Source organism: Nostoc sp., from assembly GCF_036917415.1.
Classification (GTDB): Bacteria; Cyanobacteriota; Cyanobacteriia; order Cyanobacteriales; family Nostocaceae; genus Nostoc.
Map to the genome: position 1 here is coordinate 119,067 of NZ_JBALDJ010000050.1, position 25,968 is coordinate 145,034.

Genomic DNA, 25,968 nt, shown 5'->3' on the forward strand with positions numbered 1-25,968 from the left:
ATATTACCTAGAATCTTCCAATACACCTAACAAACTCTTCAACATCAAATAAGCAGAAGTTCCTCCTGGATCTGGATGTCCGATACTCCGTTCTCCAAGGTAGCTAGCTCGTCCCTTTTTGGCTTGCATCGGTATAGTTTCTTGCAATCCCCTTTGGGCTGCTGCTACAGCCTGTTGCATCGCTTCCAGCGTCCCTTTACTTTCTCCTACAGCCTGCCTAAAAGCGTCTACAGCCGGAGATAGTACATCGACCATTGTTTTGTCTTCTAGTTGCGCTTTACCACGTTGCAACACACCGTCCAAGCCTGCTTGGAGTAGCCCTAATACATCTTGTTTCGTTAATTCTTGCTTATCTACTACTGCTGTACTGGCTCGTAAAAACCAGGTTCCATAAAGAGGGCCACTAGCACCGCCAATGGAAGAAATTAAGGTCATACTCACGGTTTTGAGAATGTTGCTGATGTCCTTGTTTGTAAGAGTTGGTAACTGAGTACTTACCTTTTTGAAGCCGCGATCCATATTGATCCCGTGGTCAGCATCTCCGATCGCAGCATCTAATTCTGTCAAATATGCTTTATTCTGCTCTATCTCGGTTGCATAAGCCTGCAACCATTGTAATATCTGCGCTTGAGTCACCATATCAACATAATTCGTAATTCGTAATTATGAAATTCCCCAGCACCAACTTGGCGTTTTTACTGGTGCATCCCATAGCCGGATCATCTCATCATCTAATTTCAGCAAGGTAATGGAGCAACCTTGCATTTCTAAAGATGTTATATAAGGGCCAATTAAGTTTCGCACAATTTGCAATTCTTGCTGTTCGCAGATTTGGGCGAGTTTGCGATAAACAATATACAATTCAGAAATCGGGGTTCCACCCATACTATTGACGAAAGCTAAGAGGCGATCGCCTTTGGCAAATGGTAGACTTGTTAACTCTACATCTACCCATTCTCCTTTATCTTCATCCCACTCTCGCAGTGTGCGGCTGTATGCTGCATCCTCCATGAGCGATCGCATCAAAATTTCGGTAATCTCATCTACTGATTTGATAGCTGTACGTTCTGTTCCTGGCTCACCGTGGATACCGATACCTAATTCGATTTCGCGATCGCTCAATTCAAATGTCGGCGTTCCATTAGCTGGCACTGTACAGGATGTTAGAGCAATTCCCATACTCCGTCCATTCAGATTTACTCGGCGACACAAATTTGCTATCTGTGGCAAATCATACCCTGCCTCAGCCGCCGCACCACAAATTTTTTCTGCCAGTATTGTTGTTCCCACACCTCTACGTCCTTGGGTATAGAGGCTATCCTTTACTGCTACATCGTCATCAATCAAAATATTTAGCGATCGAATGCCTTCACCACGGGCTAACTCTGTTGCCATCTCAAAGTTCATCACATCGCCACTGTAATTTTTGACGATATAAAGGATACCTGAGCCTCCATTTACTTGCTTGGCTGCTTCTAGCATTTGGTCAGGAGTGGGTGAAGTGAAAACCTCACCAGGACAAGCTGCATCCAGCATTCCTTTGCCCACAAAGCCAGCGTGCATTGGTTCATGTCCACTGCCACCACCTGAAATAATTGCTACTTTACCCTGAATAGGTGCATTGGCTCGATAGACAAAGGCAGGATCGTAGTTCAGTTTAATTAAATCGGAATGAGCCGCCGCCATACCTTCTAGACTTTCTTGCACAAAGTCTTCCGGCTTGTTGATCAGCTTTTTCATAATCCGTGTTTGGTTAAAAGGGTGCTAAAACCCAGGTTATAGCGATCGCTGGTTTGTATGCAATACAGTCTGACCTCTCTTCTTAAAGGCTACCGTGTACATACAAGTCTTTTAGAGTGGCTCCACGACTTTTAATCCTCCCACCCCCCTCTTGAAAAGCAAAGCTGTTTCATTCCCTTAAAGGCTCAAAAAAGACTTGTGTTGTGAACGAAAAGACCTGTTTATGAACCAAAGTACTTGTGTTATGAACGAAAAGACTTGCTTATGAACGAAAGTACTTGTGTTGTGAACGAAAAGACTTGTGTTATGAACGAAAGCACTTGTGTTGTGAACGAAAAGACTTGTGTTGTGAACGAAAAGACTTGTGTGTACACCGTAGCCCTAAAAGAGAGAGACTTTGAAATTTTCCCCTTCCTGTGTCGGGAAGGGGGTTAGGTTTTTCGTAGGTTTTGCCATATAACCGAATAATTATGAATTATTTGGTCAATTCAAAGATTCCATCAACTCAATACACTTGTGCATCTGCTGGTGCATCATTTCCCTATCAGCATGAAACCTTCGCCCATGACCTGGTAGTACCCACTCAAAAGAGTAATTAGCCAAGTTACGCATTGATTTAGTCTGTTCTGACCAAGAATACCAGCAGGCACCGTGGAATGCAATCAGTTGGTGCAAGCTTTCTGACCAAGCGAGATGGTCGCCAGTGAAGAGGAACTTATTTTTGTAGAGTAAAACAGTTTGTCCTTTGGTGTGACCGGGAACTGGGATAATTAATAAATCTGGTGTCAAAGTAAATGGTTCAGAACCAGTTAGCTGTATTTCTACATTGCGAGTATCGGCAGTAATATCATCAGTATGAAGGATGCGATCGCACTGAAAATGTTCGGCAAACTTTTGATGATCTGCGACATCATCCTTATGAGTTAGGTACATATAACGAATTGGCCCCAGTTCCTCTAAACGCTTGACTAAAGGTGGCGTAAAGCGGGGAGAATCCACTAAAATATTACCTTCTGGAAGTTGAATTAAATAGCTAGCAGCACCATAAGATTTTTCGGAATGATAGCCGCAATGGTAAACATTTTCTGCTACTAATATTGGAAACTTTTCTTGAGCAACTTTGATATCTTTTGGTTTCTCAACTGTGCCAATAGAACTAGTAGGACAAGCTAAAAGTGCTTCCAGGGCTGCTAATCTTTCTGTATTATTCGTAGGTTGATGATAAACCACCGACTGTTGATCGACACGAGAAAACACTTCAGGAGTCATCCAGCGACAGGTATCACAATCAATACAGGTAGTATCTACATAAAAATCGCCGTTGACATTTTGCGAGTGACGTTGATTTAAATGAGCCATATTAATCCTTTTGCTTCCAGCCGCTTACTGGGGAGCGATAAACTCTATATCACTACGCTAGCAAAAGCGGACTAAGACTGGAGACACCATTAGAAATAAATCTGCTCAAAAATATAAAGACTCATGAAACCTAGTAAGCAGAAAATGGAAAACTTAACATAGACACCATCTGCTTAGAGAGCATCCCAAACGATCAACTACTTTTAATATTCATGCACCAGAAAGAGCATTTCCTACTTTTTGAGGTGGAGAAGGAAGAAAGTTGATATTTAGTTCTGGGAATATTGAATAGTTGTTTCGCGCTTAGAGCGAATCTACTCCAAATTCCTGCGGACGATGGCGAACCGCCGTATAGGCTTTCATTGGTGGCAATTCTGGCCGTCTTAAAAACCAGTTTTCTGAGGCATCAGAGCCGTAATTAAACCCCACTATTACCACATACTCTTCCTTGGGCTTATAGGTGTCAATCACATTAAACAACTCAGCATATTCGATCGGCTGTTGTTTCGCCGCTTGCGAGAGCATCATCATCTTCCAGGGTTCACTTCTTTGCGCCACATAATGAACCTTGCTCCCGATCGCAGATGGACTTTCTGTGATTGAAAAGTCGTTGCCACCGGAATGCTGGATATTCACGACTTTGTGAAGATAAAGGTAGCCTCGACCTGAGCGCTGATAGAACTTCCACGCCTGGGCGCTAAACAGGACTTCACATTCATCGATGATGTTTCTTGCGATTTCGACTCTCAGTTCGCGTTCAGGTGTCATTGTCAGTTCACCCGTGCAGTGGTCAGGCTTCTTGCCCTCATTTATCATGGTAACAGAAGACAAATAGACTATTTTGGCTTCTTTTGAAAACCATGCTGGTGAAGTAGTAATTACTTGCTGCCAATGGGCTTGTGCTGCCTGATGATTTCGATCGTTTGCCAGTTCGAGTGTTAGAAGATATCAACCCTGTCAGCCTTGCCAGTTCTGCCAAAGTCGGGGGATGCTTCAGCCGTTGTCGTAAAATATCTCTGGCATAGTGAATTCTATCCACTGTGTCCGATTTCAACAGATTTAGACCGCAGGGGGCAGGGAGCAGGGGGCAGGGAGCAGGGAGCAGGGAGCAGGGGGAAAGAGACTTTTCCGATTTTTGCACAGATCCGGTAATCATAAGTGATTAACCGGACTTGATATAATACGTCCAAGATCAATCCCTTAGATTTATCTATGGGGTTACTCTAAGCCGAGGCACTCAGCAATCAGCACTCCTGAATACCTCCAAATAAGGATGGCACTCCGAAAAATCCACTAGGTTTTTGGGAGATAACCCACTGCCATAAATGCCGTATTGTCCTGCCCCAACGGTATGGTAGCGATCCTGATAGTCTCCAAAGAAGTAAAAATGATACTCTACTTTGCCTGCTTTTCCTTCCCGCTTCTCCTGTAGGAAACGCTATGCGTAGCTTGCTTTCTCCACGAAGTGGTACGGGTTGCCGCAGGCATCGCCTTTCCTTACCACTTCACCTCAGCTGCCACGTTGACCTCTCGTTGAGTGCCCACTTTCACCCGACGGCGATACCACCACATCACAACACCTGTCACCATCAGCACGGTGGGAGCCAGACCCACAAACACATACAAAACCTGCGTCAGCCGTCCACCGAAGGTGCCAAAATGCACAGAGCCAAACTGATTCAAAATGGCTTCGGCACGGGAGGGTTTAACGCCATCATTAATCTGAATTACCTTGCCTGTGAATTGATCGAGATAGACTTGCGTTGTCCCATATTGACCTGTTTCCTGAGCCTGCTTTTTGCCCACGTGGAATGGTTCTTCCTGTTTATTAGCAAAAGAAACGTAGGTAGTAATAGCATTGGGAACGGCGGCATCGGCTCGTTGTAGCAGGTCTTTGATCGCCAAAGGTTGCTGAAGAGAAATCGGTTTAGAAACTGGCTCTGCGGGTTTTGGTGTTAGGGTTGCGGCATAAATGATATCAGTCACCTTTGCTTGAGGAATGTTCCAGGCAAAACCGGTGAAGCCAATGAAGGCAAGAAAGACGGCGGTGATGATACCTGCTACTTTGTGAATATCAAAATTCGTGCGTTTGATATGAGCCTTCTGCCATTTGATTTTGAATCCAGTAATCAATTTGCGCCAACCAGGCCAGAGGATGATACCCGTGATGCTAAGGATCAGAGTTAGAAGGGCAACAATACCCATGATCCATTGGCCTATATCGCCTGCTAAAAGTTTGTAATGCAGGCTATAAATGCTGCCAATCCAACTGGTTTCCCACTGACGATCGCCCATAACCTGCCCTGTATATGGGTTCACAAATACATACCAAACGCGATCGGCCGCATCATTCAACCACACCTGGTAAGGCTGATCGATGTGTTCTGGCAAGCTGACACCGCCAATAGTCAAGCCTTTGGAGGCGTAGACAGTTTTCACAGTGTCTGCGATCGCGTGAATTGAAACTTGCTCTTTACCGGGGATGATGCGACCAAACCGTTGTGCTAGAACAATGCGATCGATTTCGTGCCAGAAAACCAGCACACTGCCTGTCAATCCAGCGATGGAGAGTAGAGTGCCACCGATTAAACCGAGCCAGCGATGCAGGTGAAATGCAGTATTGCGAATTATTCTTGCATTCATGATAGACCCTTCTCAATAACTTAATCCTGTGCCCTTGTCACAGAGCTAGCAAACCAGATTGCGATAGTTTAAAGCTAAATGAGAATTAATTCTATCAGAACTTACGCATTGTCCACAACTCAATCCTGTACCCTTGTGACGAACCAGCAAGGGACTTCCAACTAAAAAAATACCCATCGCTTTGGTGAGCAGGGGAAGCAAGGGAGGAAGAATCTAACGATCATCTTCGCTCACAAAATTGAATAATTTAATTTCTGGAAGTCCCTAAAACAGTTTGTTCTTTGGTGTGACCGGGAACTGGGATAATTAATAAATCTGGAGTCAAGGCAAATGGTTCAAAACCAGTTAGCTGTATTTCTACATTGCGAGTACTTGCAGTAATATCATCAGTATGAAGGATGCGATCGCACTGAAAATGCTCGGCAAATTTTTGATGATCTGCTACATTATCCCTATGAGTTAGATACATATAACGAATTGGCCCCAGTTCTTATAAACGCTTGACTAAAGGCGGCGTAAAGCGGGGAGAATCTACTAAAATGTTACCTTCTGGAAGTTGAATTAAATAGCTAGCAGCACCGTAAGATTTTTCAGAATGATAGCCACAGTGGTAAATATTTTCCGTTACTAATATCGGAAAAGTTTCTTGAACAGCCTTGATATCTTTTGGCTTTTCAACTGTGCCAATGGAACTGGTAGGACAAGCTAAAAGTGCTTGCAGCGCGGCTAATCTTTCCGTTTCATTGGTTGGTTGATGATAAACAGCCGATTGGTCATCAACATCATAAAATACTTCAGGAGCCATCCAGCAACAGGTATCACAATCAATACAGGTAGTATCTACATAAAAATCGCCGTTGACATTTTGGGAGCGACGCTGATTTAAATGAGCCATATTAATCCTTTTGCTTCCAGCCGCTTACTGGAGAGCGATAAATGCTATATCACTACGCTAGCAAAAGTGAGTTGAGATTGTAGATGCCAGTAGAAGTAAATCTGCTCAAAAATAGAGAGTCGTGAAACCAAGTCAGCAGAAAATGGGAAAACTGAACATAGACACTATCTGCTGATATATTTCCAAATATGCTTTACTGTTATAATTCCAACTGCTCAAATCCGTTTAACCCTGATAATAATAAGTTTTGCATTAAGTGTGGACAAACACTCACACCATTATTCAGAAACCGCTTCCGAGTAATACGACTTTTGGGTGAGGGTGGATTTAGCAGAACTTATGAAGCCAGAGATGCAGATAAGATAGATGAACCTTGCGTAATTAAGCAATTTGTTCCGCAAGTTCAAGGAACGAATGCACTTGAGAAAGCAACAGAGTTATTTAAGCAAGAGGCGAAGCGACTGTATGACTTGGGAGAACACCCGCAAATTCCCCGTCTGATTGCTTATTTTGAACAGGATAAACGGCTTTATTTGGTACAAGAGTTAATTGAGGGACAGAATTTATTACAAGAATTGCAGCAGCAGGGAGCTTTTAGCGAAGAAAAGATCAAAGAGCTTTTGGCTGATATATTGCCTATCCTGAAATTTATCCATGAACGCGGTGTAATTCATCGAGACATCAAGCCAGAAAATATTATGCGCCGTCGTCAGGATGGCAAGTTAATATTAATTGATTTTGGTGTTTCTAAACAAATTACAAAAACTTTTGTAGGTGTTGGCACAACAGTAGGAACGCCTGGATATACACCACTAGAGCAAATACATGGTCAAGTTTTCCCTGCAAGTGACCTTTATAGTTTGGGTGTAACTTGTATTCGGCTATTGACACAATGTTTACCAAATGTAGATGGTTATGATGAACTTTATGATGCATTAAATGGTGAATGGATATGGAAAAATCATTTACTAAAAGATACAAATATTACACTTCATTTGAGCAAAATTTTAGATAGATTAATTGAGGAATACGTTAAAAAGCGCTATCAATCGGTAGATGAGGTATTTCTATATTTCGATTTTTATAATAAGCCACAATCTAATCAAGATATAGATTTAAAATCGAATACAACTCAGTTAAGTGGAGAAGGTTGGAGACAACGGAAAAATTGGGGAACCCATTCACGTTGGGATAGTTCAGAGGACTCGGATGGTGAAAAAAATTCGGGAGATTGGGATAGTTGGGAAAGTTCCGCAGGCAGCTATACTTGGTAAAGTTATAGAGATTGATGTAGCTGTTGATTCCTATTTCTGCTTGACAATAATTTAATTTTACAAGCAATGATTAAATATGACTGAAATTATATTTATCGTTGAAGATGATCCAGATGGTGGTTATACAGCTAGAGCTTTAACCGAGTCAATTTTTACTCAGGCTGATGATATAGAAAAACTACGAGAAATGATCCGTGATGCGGTTCATTGCCATTTTCCTAATGAACAAAACCGTCCCCGAAGAATCTTACTTAAATAATAAGGTATTAAAATTTTGGATTTTCAGTTTTAGAGATGCGATCGCACGAGAGATTATTGTCTCATGAGCGATTGCGCATATAATTCATAACACCTCCCATTCATCTCTGCTGATATTAGCTTGACGTAATATTCTATTTAGTAAGCTTGGACTGATGTCTCCCTGATGTGGATTGGGAATTGTCAGCCTTAATTCACCTTTCACCATGTATTGATGCTTACCACCTGGGTAAGGCCCATCAAAACCTGCATTTTTCAGATAACGAATTAGATCCCGCCGATTAATCGATCCAAAGGGTGGCATTCGGCGACCTCTTTGGTAAAATTCAGGTCAACACCATTAAGTATTGGTAGAGTATGACCCAAACGCAATCCTAGTACAATCCATCCTTCAAGAGTATCTTGCAAATCCTCCCGGCAAGCTTCTAGTGTTGCAGCGTTTGCCCAAACACCTTGACATTCTAGAATTTCGCCATAGAAAGTTCCATCCTCAAGCAACTCATAAGTTGCTTTGTGCATTGCTATACGAATGTAATTTGTCAACATTTATATTTTTTGCAACTTAATTCAGCTTTTTTAGGACTTATGCAAAATATCTCTCAAACTCTGATTTCTCCGTGTCCTCTGCGCCTCTGCGGTTCGTTATTCCGTAACTCATCTATAAGTCCTATTTTTAATCAATTTGGTTATAACTGAAATTTTACTTTTAATCGCAAATCCGCCAAACTCTAATTATTATGTATAATTTTTAATTTCCGAAAATGCGATCGCGCCCTTTGATCAACGCGATCGCTAAATTTTCCATCCCCTAACCAATAAAATGCAGATGATTCATCACCGCACTAATTAGATTATGGGTAACGGGAAGACTATCCACCACCATCCCCAGACACAACAGCATCATGTAGGAAATGGAATAGAGAAACAACTCTTTAGCTACAGCGCGATCCTCTGGATTCTGCAACAACCGCCAAGATTTGTGGATAAATAATCCTCCCAGACTTACAGCGATCGCAGCATAAAGAATTCCACTTGCGCCCAAGGGATATACCAATAACACGGTTGCAACTACAGTTAGCAGCGTATAATACCAAATCTGCCGCACTGTTGCTGTATCACCTTCAATTACAGGTAGCATTGGTATCCCAACCTTTGCGTAATCATCCCGAATCATCAGAGCTAATGCCCAGAAATGGGGTGGTGTCCACAAAAAGACGATGCCAAAAATTAACCATGCTGACCAGCTTAAAGTGCCTGTGACAGCAGCCCAACCCACTAAAGCCGGAATTGCCCCAGCAGCCCCACCAATGACAATATTTTGGGTACTGTGGCGTTTTAGCCAGTGAGTATAGACCAAAATATAAAAGACGATGCCAGAGAAAGCTAGCGAGGCGGCTAACAGATTGGCAAATACTGCTAGGAGTGTAAAGGAGATCGTTGCTAGTGCGATCGCAAAAATTAGAGCATCACGCGGCTGCACCTTACCGGAAGGCATCGGACGATGGCGCGTCCGCTCCATGTCATAATCAATATCCCGGTCATAGACACAGTTAATCGTCTGGGCGCTTGCAGCAGCCAAAGTACCACCAGTAAGAGTTACTAGCAACAGCAATGGGTCTACTTCTCCCTTAGCAGCAATCCACATACTTCCAGCCGTGGTAATCAAAAGCAACGGAATAATCCGAGGCTTCGTTAGCTGGTAATAACTTTGAACTACCTGGAAAAATGTTTCGTGGTGGCGAGAGACATTAGTCTCAATCATTTTGGCTCTGGTTCCTTATTTTTCAACAACTTATATGCAGCCCCCGCTCAAGGTGGCTCTTTCAGGCAAATGAAAACACAGATTTTCTGCACCTGCGTGGGTCGCATCATCAGTGCTGAGTGCTGAGTGCTGTTAGCGGTAGCGGGGCGTTTAGCCCGTGCTGAGTTAGGAGTTAGGAGTTAGGAATTCTTCCTCTGCTCCCTCATTTCCCCGATCTCTCCCAGTCCCTACTCAGCACTCAGCACTCGTGATTCAACACTCACTGAGTCACGTAGTGATAAAACTGTGAAAACCACCAAAGTACCTAGCAAAGTAGCTCCTATAGCTTGATGAGAGACTGTAAGAGGCTCGACTTGGAGGTGTAATTTGAAAGTGGCGACTCCCAACAAGATTTGTAAGATTAATAACGCACCAGCCATATTTGCCAGTCGCCGCAAGGCTGGATGTAGTGCTGGTGTCCGCCAACAAATAAATACCATTGCCAAGGTTGCCACTGTTGGCGGCACCAAACCAGCAATATGGCTGTACATTACAGTACAAAGTTGAGAACCGCCGAGGCATTGGTGTAGCGCCCAGCGAGAGCCTACCAAAGCACCTAGTAAACTTTGCAGGTAAACTAGAACAGCAGCAGTTAAACCGACCCAAGGCAACTTACCAACGGTTCCATTCCCCTGATAGGGTGTGAGTGCTGTGCCGATAATCAGGAGAGTAGTAAAAAACAGCAGCGCCGTTCCTAAATGGGCGGTAACGATATCAAACCGCAACAGTTCGGTAACGGTGAGTCCCCCTAAGATGCCTTGGAAGACGATTAGAAATAGGGCGAATGTAGATGCCCAAGGCAGCCAAGAGGGTAAGAAACGACGACGCCACCAGGACAATCCGAAAAGTGCGATCGCGCTTAAACCAATTAAAGCTGCATCCAATCTGTGAAACCACTCCAAAAACACTTGGAGATTCATTTGCTTGGCTGGCACGAGTTCGCCATAGCATAAGGGCCAGTCTGGGCAAGCAAGTCCAGCATTCATGACGCGGGTGGCACTGCCTATGGCCATCAAAATTAAGGTGGCTATGCACATTTTCCACACCAAGCGCCGAATCATTTCCTTGGGTTTTTGCTGCTGAAGAGCCGCTTCATTTTGTTGTTGTAGGACAAATTCGCTCATGAACGATACCTTCTGCCCGCTCTTGGTGGATTTCTTAAAATCTTCAATTTTCTTTTAGCGTCCTATCTCCACCCTAGCGTATACGCTAAAGCTTTATAGATCGGCACTCACTTATACTTTGAAGCACATTAGCCACTTTTTGCCTCAAGCTTTAGGTATTTTTCAAGATGTGAAAAATTGATTAGTTGCAATTAATTTCAATATCCTAAATTTTTTATTAAAATTTTTTAGTTATTTACATCTACCTTTGGCAGTATTTAATGTATCTCTTTTACTCAAAATTAGTAAAGTAGGCGAAAAAATTAATAAAAATTTTAGACTTTAGGACTATATATCGTTATTGACAGATTACCTTTTGCAGCATACGGCAACTGCGTAAATATGTTCTACTTTCGGTGTACCAAAAGAATGTCAACGTGGAAAAAAGCCGCTGAAGTGACAAAAAATTGCAGCTTTACAGATAGACACGAGGTTGGGGTTTAGCTTGGGGTTATTTTATATTGGCGATCGCCAAGGAGACTTAAACAACATATTTACTGTGCCAAGTTATTTACGCACGGATGCTGGTATCTTCTACAAGCAGGAAGGTTTTCGAGTTGGAGTCAATGTTAGGAATCTGTTTGACGTTGACTATTTTGAGAGTTCCCAGAGCAGGCTGCGTGTTTTCCCAGGCGAACCGTTGAGGGTGGTAGGGTCGATTTCCTGGGAGTTATGATGCTAAATGATGCCCCTCACATTTATGCTTAAGGAACCTAAATGATACCAATTTAATTGATAAATCATTGATAAAGAAATTTTAGTAGTCAATAGGCGATCGTGAGAAACAAGATCCCTGACATCTTTGAGATGTCGGGAATCTGTCGCTTTCAATTCTCACAAATGAAATAGAATTGCTATATCTTAAATTTTCTCATTGATTTATGTGTATTTCTCTCAGTATCTGATGAACCCTATAAAAAATCGAAATTAGCGTTTCCACCGAAATTCTCAAAAGACAACGCTTAACTAAACCTTATTGTTTGATCGACTTCTTGCACTCAGGATGAGTAAAGTAGCCAAAAAAATTAATAAAAATTTCAGAACACTGTACTCCATATCTAACAGCCTAGACTACCTTAGTAAGTGAGCAGCTCTGAGATAACGTAGTAAATTCAATTAAGTAAGCCGTGAAGATTCCAAGTTCAATCTGGACATTACTCATTGGCATCGTGCTAACGCTAGTCAGCCTTTGGTACGGTCAAAATCACGGTCTGTTGCCAGCAGCAGCCACGGATGAAGCCGTCTTGGTGGATAATCTGTTCAACGCGATGATGATCGTTTCTACAGGTATATTCCTGCTCGTAGAAGGTATTTTAATTTACTCTGCATTTAAATACCGTCGGCGTGCAGGTGACAATGAAGACGGCCCACCAGTTGAGGGCAATATACCTCTAGAAATTCTCTGGACGGCGATCCCAGCAATTATCGTTATTGGTATTTCTGTTTATAGCTTTGATGTCTACAACGAAATCGGTGGCTTTGATCCCCATGCTATTCATGAAGCACCGATGAATCAGGAATCGATGAAAATGCCAGGGCATGGAAGTGCAATCGCGCAGGGTGCGGGAACCGCACTCGCAGCAACTTTAAGCGATACTCCTCCCAGCACCGAACCCAACCTCAATCAAGAAAAATCTGATGAGGCAATGCAAGACCCAGCAACGGCAGAAGTCCGCAATGCTGACCAAATTCCCCAACTGCGGAATGCCCCAGGTGTAGGTAGTGTTGCTCCGACAATTGGGGGCAGTCCTGATAAAGCAGGCAAACCACCAGAATTACAGGTCAACGTCACAGGTCTACAATATGCTTGGCTTTTCACCTATCCTGAAACTGGTATAACTACGGGTGAAATGCACGTCCCCATCGGGCGAGAAGTGCAAATCAATATGACAGCCAACGATGTTATCCACGCCTTCTGGGTACCAGAGTTCCGCCTGAAACAAGATGCGATCCCTGGTAGACAAAGCGAAATTCGCTTCACACCTAAAAAAGCAGGCGATTATGCTTTGATCTGCGCTGAACTTTGTGGCCCATATCATGGTGCGATGAGAGCATCAGTAGTAGTTGAGACAGAAGAAGCCTTTAACAAATGGGAGCAAGAGCAGCTAGTTGCCAGCAAAGAAACGCTAAATCAAGCTGTTGCTGTTAACCCTGCCGATCTATCCCCAAATGAATTTCTCGCTCCTTACACCAAGGACTTGGGGATTCAGCCAGAAATCCTCCATCAAGTTCACCATTAGTAAATTGTCATTTAGTCAAAATCCAATGACTAATGACTAATGACTAATGACTAATGACTAATGACTATGACACAAGCTCAGTTGCAAGAAACTGCCAATATCCCCGCCCTTAGTGAGGAACCAGGGATCAGAAAATGGCAAGACTACTTTGGCTTCAACACCGACCATAAGGTGATTGGGATTCAATACCTAGTCACTACGTTCATTTTCTACTGCATTGGTGGCGTAATGGCTGACTTGGTTCGTACAGAACTACGAACCCCAGAAGTCGATTTTGTCACCCCTGAAGTCTACAACAGCTTATTTACGCTGCACGCCACGATCATGATTTTCTTGTGGATTGTGCCAGCTGGTGCGGGTTTTGCTAACTTCCTCATCCCGTTGATGATTGGGGCAAAGGATATGGCATTCCCACGCTTGAATGCTGTTGCCTTTTGGATGATTCCCCCTGCGGGTTTATTGTTGATCGCTAGTTTAGTAGTAGGCGATGCACCAGATGCAGGTTGGACTTCCTACCCTCCCCTGAGCTTGGTAACAGGTCAAGTAGGTGAGGGAATTTGGATTATGAGCGTCCTCCTACTAGGTACGTCATCGATTCTAGGGGCAATCAATTTCCTCGTCACATTGCTCAGGATGCGTATCCCTGGTATGGGGGTTCATCAAATGCCCTTGTTTTGCTGGGCGATGTTTGCTACCTCAGCACTGACTCTAGTATCTACACCAGTGCTAGCAGCTGGTCTAATTCTGCTTTCCTTTGATTTAATTGCCGGGACAACATTTTTTAACCCGACTGGCGGTGGCGACCCAGTTGTGTATCAGCATATGTTCTGGTTTTACTCTCACCCAGCGGTTTACATCATGATTTTGCCCTTTTTTGGGGCAATTTCAGAAATTATCCCGGTGCATTCCCGCAAACCGATTTTTGGCTATAAAGCGATCGCTTATTCCTCCCTAGCCATCAGCTTTCTGGGGCTAATCGTCTGGGCGCACCACATGTTTACCAGCGGTATCCCCGGTTGGTTGCGGATGTTCTTTATGATCACCACCATGATCATTGCCGTACCTACGGGAATTAAAATTTTCAGTTGGTTAGCAACGATGTGGGGCGGAAAAATCCAACTGAACAGCGCCATGCTGTTCGCCATCGGCTTTGTTGGCACCTTTGTAATTGGTGGGATCAGTGGTGTAATGTTGGCAGCAGTGCCCTTTGATATTCACGTTCACGACACCTATTTTGTGGTGGCACACTTGCACTACGTCCTATTTGGTGGTAGCGTTCTCGGTATTTATGCAGCCATCTACCACTGGTTCCCAAAAATGACGGGACGGATGGTAAATGAATTTTGGGGTAAGGTTCACTTTGCCTTGACAATAGTTGGTCTAAACATGACCTTCTTACCCATGCACAAGCTGGGATTAATGGGCATGAACCGCCGCATCGCCCAGTATGACCCGAAATTTACCTTTCTCAACGAAATCTGCACTTATGGCGCTTACATACTAGCAGTTTCGACATTCCCCTTCATCATCAATGCAATTTGGAGTTGGTTATACGGCGAGAAAGCTGGTAATAATCCCTGGAGGGCACTTACCTTAGAGTGGATGACAACCTCACCACCTGCGATCGAGAATTTTGATCGAACCCCAGTACTGGCTACGGGCCCCTACGACTACGGTTTGGAAAATGTTAGTGAAGGTGTACCTTTATCCGATCCCAATCCCGTCTTATCTGGTGGGCCAAACTCAGTATTAAGAGCAGAACCCGACCCAGCGGTTGCCGCCAATCCCGAAGACCGGAAATAAACTGGGGACTGGGGACTGGGGACTGGGGACTGGGGACTAGGGACTAGGGACTGGTTAATTAATTCTCTTCCCAATGCCCAATGTCCCATGCCCAATGTCCCTGCCCAATGTCCCATGCCCAATGTCCCATGCCCAATGCCCAATTCCCCACTTATCAAAATTCATGCAAAGTCAAACTATTGACCCAGCTAAAACTGAACTAAATCATCACCACGCGGCGGAAGCCTCCGTTGCTCATCACGAAGAACATCCAGATCATCGTCTGTTTGGGCTAATTGTCTTCCTGATTGCTGAAGGGATGATTTTTATGGGGTTGTTCGGAGCCTATTTGGCTTTCCGTGCTACCTTACCTGCATGGCCTCCAGAAGGCACACCAGAGTTAGAACTATTGTTACCCGGAGTGAACACCATCAATCTAATTTCTAGTAGTTTTGTCATGCATAATGCTGACACTGCAATCAAAAAGAACGATACGCGGGGTGCACAAATCTGGTTAGCAATTACTGCTGCAATGGGTGCTATCTTCTTGGTGGGTCAAGTATATGAATATACCCATTTAGAATTTGGTTTAACTACCAATTTATTTGCTAGTGCATTTTACGTTTTGACTGGTTTCCACGGATTGCACGTTACTATCGGCGTTTTGGCAATTGTTGCTGTCTTGTGGCGATCGCGCGTTCCGGGTCACTACAGTAACGAAAAGCACTTTGGTATTGAAGCAGCCGAAATCTACTGGCACTTTGTTGACGTGATTTGGATTATTTTGTTCGGATTACTGTATCTACTCTGAGCATTCATTAATTAACTAGTTGTTTAATCCACGCGGACAACTTAATAAGCCCCCTTAGTGGGGGCTTTTTTAATTAACAGAATTAAAAATATCAGTGAAAAAGATTGTAGAGACGTAGCAGTGTTATAGCAGGAGGCAGAAGGCAGGAGGCAGGAGGCAGGAGGTAAAAGTATTACTATTCCTAGCTTTCATGCTTTCAAAATGTCCTAACCTGTGTGACTACGGCTATACCTCTCTATAAGGGCTATCAATAAGCTATATTTATCATTGACCTAAAAACAGTTAAATAAAAATATATAAAAACAAGCTTAGACTTTTCCCACTATTACTTTTGCTAGATGCAACTGAGTTGTTGCAAGTGATATAGATACAAGTAAAGTAAAAGGTGGGAAAAGTCGGAAAAGTAGGATGTTTTGGAGTAAGCATTGAATAAGCAGTTAATATACTGTAGATTGATATCTTAAGGACTAAGTAAACCAATAAATAAAGAAAGTTCGCAAATTTATGCGGATTTAATTTAAGGAAATGCAGTCCTAATATTTCTTCTACTTCTAAAAGTGGAAACTTAAAGTTATTCGAGAGATTGCAAGCATTGTAATTCGCCATTTTGCTTTCTCATTTAAGTAGCTTGTACCAATTCAAAAAATGTTTACGACAGATAACCCAACCTGCACTCTCGTCTTGCTAAGGGTAGGGTAGGGATGGATTCTTTTTTAACAATTGGTATCAGATATTAATTGTGGTATTTCATGGAAGCGAATACGCATTACAGATTTGCCAGAATTATGAGTAGATCGAGATCGTGAAATGTGTGAGTGATTGAAAAGTTACACCTAATTTACCTCAAAAACCATCACTCAGTATTTACCTCAAAAACTTATCCGATCTTTTTTAGTTTTTTCGTCGAACTCACATTGAGCTGACAACCCGATCGCGGTTGGTAATGACTAAAATCTGGTAATAAAATTGTGGCAAACACTGTAAAGGTATTTGTGCTTTTAAATTTTACTTTTCAAGGTTTTGTCAGTAATCAAACTTAACAGTTAAAATAAATAAATATCCTGACTCCTGAATATTATTTTCTGCCCGCAGTATTTAAACTGTGGACTAGTGTTAAATTTACTTAAGTGATAAAATTACAAAAGTACTTCATAAATTAATTTTGTACTAAGATACTTAATAAAGGTATTAAATAAACCAATCAAGCAACTAAGCATTTAACTCATCTAAAGTATAGGTCGCCCGATGGCTAACTGCCGCAAATACCAGCAAATCTAGCAACAAGCAGTTATTCATGAACTCACCCAAGCTCTGAATGGTCAGTAAATTAAGAAGTAGTATACGCCACATGAGCCAGAACCCTCTAGTCAGAAAAACACTCCGAAGTCGCTTTGAAACTGTCAAAGTGATGGGAAGCGGAGAATCTGATAATACTTACTTATTAGGGGGTGCTATACGTAACAGAAATCGATACTCTTTCAATAGAAAAACACTTCGGAATCGCTTTGAGATTATCAAACACTTAGGAAGTGGAGGTTCTGGTGATACCTACTTGGCCATTGACTTGGATTTACCAGGACAACCCCATTGTGTCGTCAAACATTTCCACCCAAAAGATTCCAGCCCTGCTGTGCTACCCATTGCTAAAAAGCTATTCGATCGGGAAGCGGAAGTTTTATACCAGCTAGGCAACGACCACGATCAAATTCCGAGACTGTTTGCCCATTTTAATGAAGACGGGGATTTTTATTTAGTCCAGGAATTTATTGACGGTCATGCCTTGACTCAAGAAATTGTCCCAGGTCAGCGTCTGAACGAGAATACAGTTTTAAATTTATTAAAAGACATCCTAGAAGTACTGGCTTTCGTCCACCAACACGATATTGTTCACCGAGATATTAAGCCTCAAAACTTAATGCGACGCTCCTCCGATGGGAAGATTGTGCTAATTGATTTTGGGAGTATTAAGAAAATTGGTGCTTTGGGAGCAGGTTTAACAATTGCTGTTGGAACTCCTGGCTATATGCCAAGCGAACAGGCTAAGGGAAAGCCAAAACTTTGCAGCGATATTTATGCTGTAGGGATGATTGGCATTCAAGCTTTAACAGGTTTAATACCTGAGCAACTACCAGAAGATCCCAGTACGGGAGAAGTTATCTGGCGCGACAAGGCACAGGTAAGTGATAGTCTGGCAAATATTTTAGATACAATGGTTCGCGATCGCTACAGCCAGCGTTATCAGTCTGCCACAGAAGCTTTGCAAGCCCTTAATGATGTAGCGTTGTCAGAGTCTTCACAATCTGCTGACATCAACCACAAGGCTGATGATACCTATTTGCTAACTTATAGAAACTTTATTTTGCTGCTGGGCATCGGTCTTGGTGCAACCACTAGTTTGATAGTAATAGTTTTAATCTACACCTTTATTAATACAGGGACATCGCTTCCAAACCAACCTACTCCACTAAAGAGTTTTCTAGAAAAGTTTGGTGAGTCACTGTTAATTAATAGGAATAGCCTAGTAGTTAAATCAGCAGCTAATAAAGGAATATGTCAAAGCAACTGCACCATTGCAGAAACTACCAAAGAGCAAATTTAATCTCAATGAGAAAGAGTTAATCATCTAGCAACAATCATAAAACTGCCTATTAACTAGCTATTACAAATTTATTTTGAATCTTAAATATTTAAAGATTACTGTAGGATAAATACTTAGATATTCCTGTAAGATAAATACAATGAAACAATATTTAAAGATATGGACAATACAAATCAAAAAAAAGCTTTAATTAACAGCGAAATCTCCCTCTTTCTCAGAGGTTTGATTATTGGTAAAGTTCTCACACTTATGGTTATTGGCGGATTACTTTGGTGGTTATTGAAGCCAAATGTATTGTCCCCCAACAGTGTTAACTCTTCCTCTGCTCAAAATCTCAAGAGCGTCTCTAATAATGTCTCTAATAATAATGGATCAACTTTTCAGACAGTTGCTGATGTTCCCACTGCCTCATTCAACTACGGAGGTAGTACAGCTTGGGCATCTATCCGGCAATTGGTAGATTCTCAGATCCAGAGCGATCGCCCAGAACTACAATTACGCTACGTAAACCCTGTTAATGGTAGTCCTGGTTCTAGCTCCGGCATTCGGATGTTGCTTGATGGGAAACTAGACTTTGCTCAGTCTTCCCGTCCCCTCACAGATGAAGAACAAGCTATGGCAAAAGAGCGAGGCTTCACCCTTGAGCAACGTCAGGTGGGTAGGGATGGGATAGCAGTGGTAGTCAACCCATCACTCAATGTGCCTGGTTTAACTGTCGAACAATTGCAGCAAATTTATTTAGGGCAAATTACTAATTGGAATCAAGTCGGTGGGCCAAATCTACCCATTACAGCTTTTTCCCAACAGCCAGAGGACGCAGATACAGTAATATTCCCTAGTAACAGCAACTTAAAAGGGCAAGCATTTGGCTCGAATGTGCAGTATGTCTACTCTGCTACAGATGCAGTGCGCCAACTCAGTAAAACCCCTGGTGGTGTGTATTACGCTTCTGCCCGTTCGGTAGTCTTTCAATGTAGCGTGAAGGCTTTGCGATTGGGTCAGACTTCTGGTCAGTTAATTCCCCCCTATCGGGAGCCGATGGTATCACCTGAGCAATGTCCAGGTCGGCGCAACCAGCTAAATACTCAGGCGATCAAAAATGGCAGCTATCCGATGATTGCTAATTTGTTTGTGATTATTAAGCAGAATAAAGGTCGGGAACAGCAGATTGGAAATGCTTATGCCAATCTTTTATTAACTGACCAAGGGCAAAAGGCAATTGAACAAGCTGGTTTCGTTGGCGTTCGCTAGTAGATTTGGAAGTAGCAAGAAAAACGAGGTTTTTATCTGGCTAGCGATTGGCCGCAATTCCCAAAAAATTGTCGGTTGCTTTGTGGGAGATAGAACTCGAAAATCAGCCCGTAAATTATGGGCTTCTTTACCAGAAGTTTATCAGCAATGTGCCGTTGCCTATACAGATTTTTGGCAGGCTTACAAAACACTTATCATTTAGACCGCAGTTCTTGCTGGGAGCAGGGCAGGGGGCAGGGGGAAAGAGGCTTTTGGGATTTTTGCACAGATGCGGTAATCATAAGTGATTAACCGGACTTGATATTATTCCCCATGAACGTCATCGCTCTGTTGGTAAGGAAACGGGTCAAACTAGTCATATTGAACGATTAAATAATACCTTCAGACAGCGGGTTTCTCGACTGGTAAGAGAAAGCTTATCATTCTCCAAAAAGCTCAACAATCATATTGGGGCAATTTGGTACTTTATTCATGGTTACAATGCATAACTAGCAAGGACTTGAGCTTCACCACTACTTCCATATCATTACCAAATCGTTGATATTTAAACCAGTGGGAAATCGACAAGTGCCGACTCTAAAAGTTATTTATGTCGGCACTTCCAAAACGCTACTTTGCCTTTTTTGCAGCTTCTCTAGCTTTAGGGCGACGACACCGAGCGTGAATTACCACAATCGATGGCTGCGGGCTTTGCATTACAGAGTACTGCTTCAATTTTCCCAGAACCAAGCACTCTAAGATGCGATTAATTTCAAGGATGAGATTGTGTCATTAGTTATCCCAAAGTTTTCGACCCAAGGATAGTAGCCTGGTCCTAAATCTTTGTAAGAACCTGTGTAATTTGCATCTGCATAGAAACGCCACGTTCCTCCTGTAATAATAATTGAGGAAGTTTCATCGTTAAAATCATCCCCAACGTATGGACGGCTTCGGGTTGCACTGAATGTCTTACCACCATAATCGATGTTTTCACGAAGTAATACTTTCGCTCCACCCTTAATGGTACTAGCTTCTTCAAAGGAAAGCTCTACACAAAGGGGATTTATGTCAAAAATTTTCATGTTTTACTCCTTTGGTTAAGGAAATGGTTGTTACTACAGTTGTAGATAGTTGTAATGGACTGTCCACAACTCCTTATTTTCTTCAAAAAACATGAGAGGCGTTTCGGAAACTTAACAAAAGTTGATTGAGGATACCGTTGGCGAAATATTACTGAACAAAAAAGTTTTCTTTACTACTTGCTATTATGGGCAAAACGGAAGGAATACATGAGAATTTATAGAAAAGTTCAGCTATCTGAGCATTCCCTCCACAATCCAGTGTTTCGGTAGTAAGTTGAAGCCTTTTGATAAAAGTGAGTATAAGCGATCGCTCTGTTCCAAATAAAGGTACAATCGCATTTATTCTTAAACTCCAATGGCTGACGAGCCGATTTTTGATAACGCGATTATTATAGTAGAAATCTGGCTTGAGAAAAATGCGATCGCTAACCAAATCGAGAACATCTCATATTTTTGACATCCAATTATTTACTCCTTGTCTGTGCACCTCTGCGTGATTTATTCTTAACTTTTCCCCATAGCCGCCGCCAGTTTTTTTAAATTCTCCCGCACAGCCACACAACGAAGATGCTCAACACCCCAGACTCGTTCGCAAATATCTAAAGCTTGCAAATAAAGCGGTTCTGCTTCACCGTAACGTCCAGTTTCACGATAAATTTCTGCCAGATTATTGAGACTTTCGGCAACATTGGGATGATTTTCTCCCAATAGGTGCTTATCAAGTTCTAAAGCTCTTATACATAAGGGTTCCGCTTCATTGTAACGCCCCTGCTCTCTGTACATATAACCCAAAGCATAGATAGTATCTGCTAAAAGCGGATGCGCTTTTTGTAATACACGCTGCTTGAGTTCCAATGATTCCAAAAACAAAGACTCGGCTTCACTGTAACGTCCTTGAGCGCGGTATATTAAACCTAAATTGTGCAAATCTGTTGCAACATCAGGATTTTCTTCTCCCAAAAATCGCTTATCTAATTCTATTGCTTGTTGCGACAAGGGTTCGGCTTCACTGTAACGTCCTTGATGATAATAAAGTAGCGCTAAATTATTCAGTATGAGAGCGAAAGAAAGATGATTTTCGTTAAGCAAACGTTTTTCGAGTTCTAATGATTGCAGATACAGAGGTTCTGCTTCCTCATAACGTCCTTGTTGATCGTATAGTAATGCCAAATCGTTGAGACTGGCGGCGACATCGGCATGGTTTTCTCCCAATAGGTGTTTCCTCAGTTCCAAAGCTTGTTGATATAGGAGTTCTGCTTTACTATATTGTCCAGTAGATTTGTAGAGTCCCGCCAAATTATTCAGGCTAGTTGCAAAATAAGGATGATTTTCTCCTAACAGGCGTTTCCTCAGTTCTAAAGCTTGTTGATATAAAGGCTCGGCTTCGCTGTAGTGTCCCGTTGCACGATATATTCCTGCTAAATTGTTGAGGCTAGTAGCTAAATCTATCTGCAAACCTAATTCATTTTGTAGCTCACTCGCTTGACGCCAATATTTAATTGCTAATTCCTGTTCTTCTTGATAATTTTGAGATTCACCCCGATTTAATCTGCTGTGGTAAATATCGCCCAATCTTGAGTATAAAGTAGCCAAAGTAGGATCTTTAGTTCCCCGTTCTTGTTCTACCTTCTCAATTAACCTTTGTAAATCTTGAATGGGTAAGAAAAAGGGGTTATTTTCATTAGTATCTGTGCTGGCTAATTCTGTATCTCGAAAAACAAAGCGTATAGGTTCTAATTCTTCACCAGGAATAGCATTTGTCTTTTGAGATTCAAACCGAAATACACCGTTGCGCCAACTCCAAAAATCAGGAGCTTTTTTAATTAGGTTGACTAAAATTTGGTTAGTTACCCAAAGCACGATTGCAAATGGAAATTCGCGCAATCCTTCCCTTGTCCACTGTAAGTAACCAAAAAATTTCTCCTGTTCCGATTGCTCGTTTCCCAACCTGAGAAAATACAATTGTTCAGCACCCGTCACAGTAATTATTACCAGATTCTGCTGACGGAGGTATTCTTCTTGTTGTACCAGTTGGTTAAGAGCAGCTTTGAGGCTTGGTTCATGACGTGCTAAAGTTACTCGATATGCACCGAAGGCGGATTGTAGTTCAGCTTCATATTGAGCAATAATCTCATCGCGAAAGCTAGCATCATCGCAAACTGCAATCAGTAAATTTAATCCTCGTTTTTGAGCTTCAATAGATACAATTAAATCATCATAGGCATCTTGATTTTCTCCTTCATCATCTAATAGTTCTTCATTTAACATTAATGGCTCCCTGTCTTTTCAAGCTTTCGATCATAATTGGATGAACATCATACCAAGTTTCCTCAGTGCGATATTCTAGAACATACAGCCCGTGTAACAAATCTAAAAACTCTGCTTGTTTGGGGTCATTGGGCATAAATTGTTCGTACACACTCTGCAAAATATCGATATCAACCTTTCCTAAACGTATGGAAAAATCATTGCGGATTTTATTGATTGCTTGCAGGAGAATTTTATCATCAATAATAACTTTGGCTGAAGGATTTCGCCGGATCGTTCGCAAACATATACGGCAACATTCCTTAGAAATCCGAATTAACTCTCGTAATACACCACCACTGTAAATTACGATTTTTTCAGCAGTTTCTGCCGCGATTAATTCACTGGGAATCCGTTTTTGTAAAACTTCACCAAGAATCTTTGTTGCTTCCGGGCGAGGTTGGGCATTTGGGAAGCGATTTTTACCTTTATCAAATATTTTTAAGACAGGCATTGCCACAACTTGATCGTTGGTTTCAGTGGCAATTATTGTACTAATAAATGTTTCTCGAAGAACTGCGATCGGGATAGTGTAAATAATTTGAAAGTTAGGTTGACAGAGAGCTTTAATGTTATCTCGATAAATTTCGTTAACTCTGCCTAAGTCAAGCTTATCTAAATCATCAATAATGACTAAAACGTTTTGTTTAGTTGCAGCTTGAATTAGAGCAGCAATTTCATTAATTCTGGCAACTAAATCTGATAACTTGCGTTCAAATTCTTGCTTAATTTCATCCCGAACGCTAGCATCAGCTTTTAATTTAGAGCTAATCAATTTTAATAAGTCAAAACCGATACTAGCTTCAGCTTGCAAATTTAATTCTTCAGTGCGAGTGCGGGTAGCGAACCACTTATAAAGAGCTTCTTTAGTAGATTGAGGAATATCGACTTTACGTGCTTCTGCCTCGGTCATTAAATTAACTGCGATCGCAAACAGTATATTAATATGATTAACTGCCGACATTTCAATTTTGTCGGCAATAGAAAAGAGAACTACAAAATATTTATTTTGAATTTGTCGGCTAAATTCAGCTAACAAAGTAGACTTACCACATCCCCGATGTCCTGTAAAGACAATTTTGCCATCTCCATTAGGACTATCTTCCACTAATTGGTTTAAATCTGCAATCAAATCATCACCATATTCGACTCTAAATCTTTCCATTTCGTTCCGTTCCATCAACGGAAATAGTTCGAGATTACTATATGCTTCTTGAAAGGAGTTTAATAAGTCTTGAGACATTGGATAGTGCCTAAACATGCTAACTATCCATATAATGGCTCATCATTTTTGAAGTAGAAGTTGAGGTAATGTCTAGGATAGAGTATGCTTACATAACTCCTCAAATTCGGTTAATAAATAACTACTAGGTGAGTGGTATGTTATGTCTTAAAAAGAGATACCCCAATACCCAAATTTCAACCGAGCAATAAGTAACAGAGGTCAATAATCAATAAGACTGAATGATAGATTATACATTCGATAATTTAAACTGAATGATAGATTATACAGATAAAATAGTGAAAGCTACCTAACACATAAATAAAATAAAATTTTCAGTTAAAAAAATAAATTTTTAGTGTGCTTCGTCTCATCCCTCTCTAGCTGATGCGATGGTAGCTGTTGTGACTATTAGTTTACTAGGCGGATATCTCACTTTTGCAAATATACCTAGCAATTGGAAATTGCGGAGTTTACGGTAGACAAACGAAGTCCGAGCAGGCGGACTTTTAAAGTATCCCAAATTATTTGTATATTTGTAGGGGCGCAAGGCCTTGCGCCCCTACCGTGTGGCTGCTAAACCAGCTTTTGTGACTTCAAAACCAGCTTTTGTGACTTCAAAACCTGCTTTTACGACTTCAAAACCTGCTTTTACGACTTCAAAACCTGCTTTTACGACTTCAAAACCTGCTTTTGTGGCTTCAAAACCTGCTTTTGTGGCTTCAAAACCTGCTTTTGTGGCTTCAAAACCAGCTTTTACGACTTCAAAACCTGCTTTTCTCAACGAATTTCAGCAAATATACCCGCATCTATCTAGTTGGCTAATGCCATCCAATGCTTTTAAAATTCTGTAACTTCACTGTGGCTGGTGCATCTGCTTGTTGCGTATTTTGATGATATATAAATAACTCAGTGTATAAGAGCAGGGTTATTTATAAATTAATCCAAAGAGGAAAACTATATGACGCAACGGAAACGAAACTCTATGCCACTGACCAAAGCTGAACGACGGATTGAAGGAATGCAGACAATTAACCCTCAGTTAGACTTTAGTAATGGGTTTTCAATTGCTACTTACAACACTAAAGTAATTGAATTACGAGAAAAGCTAGCCGCTTATAATCAAGCACAAACAGTAGTAAATAAGACACACAATGCATTAATAGAAGCAGAACGTGAGTTGAATACTTATTCTGAGCAAATGCTGTTGAATGTTGCATCTCGCTATGGCAAAAATAGTGATGAGTATGAGATGGCTGGTGGAACGCGCAGGTCAGACCGTAAAAAAGCACGTCCAGTAGTAAACCAAACAGTAACATCTGTGAAGTGATTGTTTGGACTCGCCGTTTCTTTAGATAATGGTGCGTTGTCACAAAGGTCAACGCACCATTAAAATTAATATAAAGCTAATCAAACTCTTTTTTACAAGAAAGCCCTAATGCTACAAACCCCATCTAAATCGATAACTTTAGATGAGTTTCTCAAGCTACCAGAAACAGAACCTGCTAGCGAATATATTGATGGGCAAATCATCCAGAAACCAATGCCACAGGGTAATACCA

At 41.7% G+C, this 25,968-nt stretch carries 24 protein-coding genes and 4 pseudogenes; 13 read left to right on the forward strand and 15 right to left on the reverse strand.

All coding sequences use genetic code 11. The features are described from left to right. Positions 1-3: 3 nt before the first annotated feature. The 4 genes from dhaL to V7K41_RS09300 form a co-directional block, all read right to left on the reverse strand. Positions 4-639 (reverse strand): dihydroxyacetone kinase subunit DhaL, encoded by a 636-nt coding sequence (gene dhaL / locus V7K41_RS09285; RefSeq protein ID WP_334847451.1) that lies wholly within the window; start codon positions 637-639, stop codon positions 4-6. A gap of 24 nt (positions 640-663) precedes the next feature. After that, positions 664-1,740: a dihydroxyacetone kinase subunit DhaK gene (dhaK, locus tag V7K41_RS09290; protein ID WP_334847453.1), complete on the reverse strand. Its 1,077-nt coding sequence runs from the start codon at positions 1,738-1,740 to the stop codon at positions 664-666. 483 nt (positions 1,741-2,223) lie between these two features. Next, the gene (locus V7K41_RS09295; RefSeq protein WP_334847454.1) at positions 2,224-3,099 is read right to left on the reverse strand and encodes an MBL fold metallo-hydrolase; all 876 of its coding nucleotides are present in this window, start codon (positions 3,097-3,099) and stop codon (positions 2,224-2,226) included. A 303-nt stretch (positions 3,100-3,402) separates the two neighbouring features. Beyond that, complete coding sequence (locus V7K41_RS09300) at positions 3,403-3,867, reverse strand: hypothetical protein (protein WP_292859311.1); 465 nt, start codon at positions 3,865-3,867, stop codon at positions 3,403-3,405. A gap of 131 nt (positions 3,868-3,998) precedes the next feature. On the opposite strand from V7K41_RS09300, the gene V7K41_RS09305 reads away from it, so the two are divergent. Next, positions 3,999-4,124, forward strand: coding sequence for a hypothetical protein (locus V7K41_RS09305; RefSeq protein ID WP_334847458.1), 126 nt, complete (start codon positions 3,999-4,001; stop codon positions 4,122-4,124). Positions 4,125-4,596: 472 nt separating this feature from the next. On the opposite strand, the gene V7K41_RS09310 is transcribed toward V7K41_RS09305, so the two are convergent. Further along, on the reverse strand, positions 4,597-5,742 hold the full coding sequence (locus V7K41_RS09310; protein WP_334847459.1) for a PepSY-associated TM helix domain-containing protein: 1,146 nt from the start codon (positions 5,740-5,742) through the stop codon (positions 4,597-4,599). 265 nt (positions 5,743-6,007) lie between these two features. Further along, positions 6,008-6,637: pseudogene (locus tag V7K41_RS09315) on the reverse strand (4Fe-4S domain-containing protein); the annotation flags it as partial. A 188-nt stretch (positions 6,638-6,825) separates the two neighbouring features. Between V7K41_RS09315 and V7K41_RS09320 the strand changes: the two are divergent. Beyond that, positions 6,826-7,911: a serine/threonine-protein kinase gene (locus V7K41_RS09320; protein ID WP_334847461.1), complete on the forward strand. Its 1,086-nt coding sequence runs from the start codon at positions 6,826-6,828 to the stop codon at positions 7,909-7,911. A gap of 76 nt (positions 7,912-7,987) precedes the next feature. Then, complete coding sequence (locus tag V7K41_RS09325) at positions 7,988-8,170, forward strand: type II toxin-antitoxin system HicB family antitoxin (protein WP_334847463.1); 183 nt, start codon at positions 7,988-7,990, stop codon at positions 8,168-8,170. A gap of 84 nt (positions 8,171-8,254) precedes the next feature. On the opposite strand, the gene V7K41_RS09330 is transcribed toward V7K41_RS09325, so the two are convergent. The 4 genes from V7K41_RS09330 to V7K41_RS09345 form a co-directional block, all read right to left on the reverse strand. Continuing rightward, positions 8,255-8,473, reverse strand: a complete 219-nt coding sequence (locus V7K41_RS09330) for a type II toxin-antitoxin system HicA family toxin (RefSeq protein ID WP_334847465.1) — start codon at positions 8,471-8,473, stop codon at positions 8,255-8,257. Continuing rightward, positions 8,437-8,715, reverse strand: coding sequence for a type II toxin-antitoxin system HicB family antitoxin (locus V7K41_RS09335; RefSeq protein WP_334847466.1), 279 nt, complete (start codon positions 8,713-8,715; stop codon positions 8,437-8,439). The genes V7K41_RS09330 and V7K41_RS09335 overlap by 37 nt, the downstream gene beginning before the upstream one ends. 262 nt (positions 8,716-8,977) lie before the next feature. Then, a complete protein-coding gene (locus tag V7K41_RS09340; protein WP_334847467.1) occupies positions 8,978-9,931 on the reverse strand; it encodes a heme o synthase in 954 nt (317 codons plus the stop codon). A 227-nt stretch (positions 9,932-10,158) separates the two neighbouring features. Further along, complete coding sequence (locus V7K41_RS09345; RefSeq protein ID WP_334847469.1) at positions 10,159-11,094, reverse strand: COX15/CtaA family protein; 936 nt, start codon at positions 11,092-11,094, stop codon at positions 10,159-10,161. A 484-nt stretch (positions 11,095-11,578) separates the two neighbouring features. On the opposite strand from V7K41_RS09345, the gene V7K41_RS09350 reads away from it, so the two are divergent. The 4 genes from V7K41_RS09350 (at position 11,579) to V7K41_RS09365 (ending at position 15,966) form a co-directional block, all read left to right on the forward strand. Next, positions 11,579-11,809 (forward strand): hypothetical protein, encoded by a 231-nt coding sequence (locus V7K41_RS09350; RefSeq protein WP_334847471.1) that lies wholly within the window; start codon positions 11,579-11,581, stop codon positions 11,807-11,809. 451 nt (positions 11,810-12,260) lie between these two features. After that, the gene (locus V7K41_RS09355) at positions 12,261-13,373 is read left to right on the forward strand and encodes a cytochrome c oxidase subunit II (RefSeq protein ID WP_334847472.1); all 1,113 of its coding nucleotides are present in this window, start codon (positions 12,261-12,263) and stop codon (positions 13,371-13,373) included. 66 nt (positions 13,374-13,439) lie between these two features. Further along, positions 13,440-15,176: a cytochrome c oxidase subunit I gene (ctaD, locus tag V7K41_RS09360; protein WP_334847504.1), complete on the forward strand. Its 1,737-nt coding sequence runs from the start codon at positions 13,440-13,442 to the stop codon at positions 15,174-15,176. A 163-nt stretch (positions 15,177-15,339) separates the two neighbouring features. Further along, a complete protein-coding gene (locus tag V7K41_RS09365) occupies positions 15,340-15,966 on the forward strand; it encodes a cytochrome c oxidase subunit 3 (protein ID WP_334847474.1) in 627 nt (208 codons plus the stop codon). Positions 15,967-17,175: 1,209 nt separating this feature from the next. Here V7K41_RS09365 and V7K41_RS09370 read toward each other — a convergent pair. Further along, positions 17,176-17,316, reverse strand: a complete 141-nt coding sequence (locus V7K41_RS09370) for a hypothetical protein (protein WP_334847476.1) — start codon at positions 17,314-17,316, stop codon at positions 17,176-17,178. Here V7K41_RS09370 and V7K41_RS09375 point away from each other — a divergent pair. The 4 genes and pseudogenes from V7K41_RS09375 to V7K41_RS09390 all read left to right on the forward strand — a co-directional run. After that, a complete protein-coding gene (locus tag V7K41_RS09375) occupies positions 17,315-18,565 on the forward strand; it encodes a serine/threonine-protein kinase (protein ID WP_334847478.1) in 1,251 nt (416 codons plus the stop codon). The genes V7K41_RS09370 and V7K41_RS09375 overlap by 2 nt on opposite strands. 159 nt (positions 18,566-18,724) lie before the next feature. Continuing rightward, positions 18,725-19,816: a PstS family phosphate ABC transporter substrate-binding protein gene (locus tag V7K41_RS09380; protein ID WP_334847479.1), complete on the forward strand. Its 1,092-nt coding sequence runs from the start codon at positions 18,725-18,727 to the stop codon at positions 19,814-19,816. Positions 19,817-19,895: 79 nt separating this feature from the next. After that, positions 19,896-20,006: pseudogene (locus tag V7K41_RS32835) on the forward strand (IS1 family transposase); the annotation flags it as partial. A 112-nt stretch (positions 20,007-20,118) separates the two neighbouring features. Then, positions 20,119-20,304 (forward strand): annotated as a pseudogene (locus V7K41_RS09390) (IS1 family transposase); the annotation flags it as partial. Between the two features lie 246 nt (positions 20,305-20,550). On the opposite strand, the gene V7K41_RS09395 reads toward V7K41_RS09390, so the two are convergent. The 4 genes from V7K41_RS09395 to V7K41_RS09410 form a co-directional block, all read right to left on the reverse strand. After that, complete coding sequence (locus V7K41_RS09395; protein ID WP_334847483.1) at positions 20,551-20,877, reverse strand: beta/gamma crystallin-related protein; 327 nt, start codon at positions 20,875-20,877, stop codon at positions 20,551-20,553. A 504-nt stretch (positions 20,878-21,381) separates the two neighbouring features. Continuing rightward, positions 21,382-23,145, reverse strand: coding sequence for a tetratricopeptide repeat protein (locus V7K41_RS09400; protein ID WP_334847485.1), 1,764 nt, complete (start codon positions 23,143-23,145; stop codon positions 21,382-21,384). After that, on the reverse strand, positions 23,135-24,427 hold the full coding sequence (locus tag V7K41_RS09405; RefSeq protein WP_334847486.1) for an ATP-binding protein: 1,293 nt from the start codon (positions 24,425-24,427) through the stop codon (positions 23,135-23,137). Before V7K41_RS09405 ends, V7K41_RS09400 begins: the two co-directional genes overlap by 11 nt. Positions 24,428-24,968: 541 nt before the next feature. Further along, a complete protein-coding gene (locus V7K41_RS09410) occupies positions 24,969-25,190 on the reverse strand; it encodes a hypothetical protein (RefSeq protein ID WP_334847487.1) in 222 nt (73 codons plus the stop codon). 177 nt (positions 25,191-25,367) lie between these two features. Here V7K41_RS09410 and V7K41_RS09415 point away from each other — a divergent pair, with 177 nt between their 5' ends. After that, positions 25,368-25,736 carry a hypothetical protein gene (locus tag V7K41_RS09415; RefSeq protein WP_334847489.1) on the forward strand — a complete coding sequence of 123 codons (369 nt, stop codon included), beginning with the start codon at positions 25,368-25,370 and terminating at the stop codon, positions 25,734-25,736. Between the two features lie 108 nt (positions 25,737-25,844). Next, positions 25,845-25,961, forward strand: a pseudogene (locus tag V7K41_RS09420) (Uma2 family endonuclease); the annotation flags it as partial. Between the last annotated feature and the right edge of the window lie 7 nt (positions 25,962-25,968).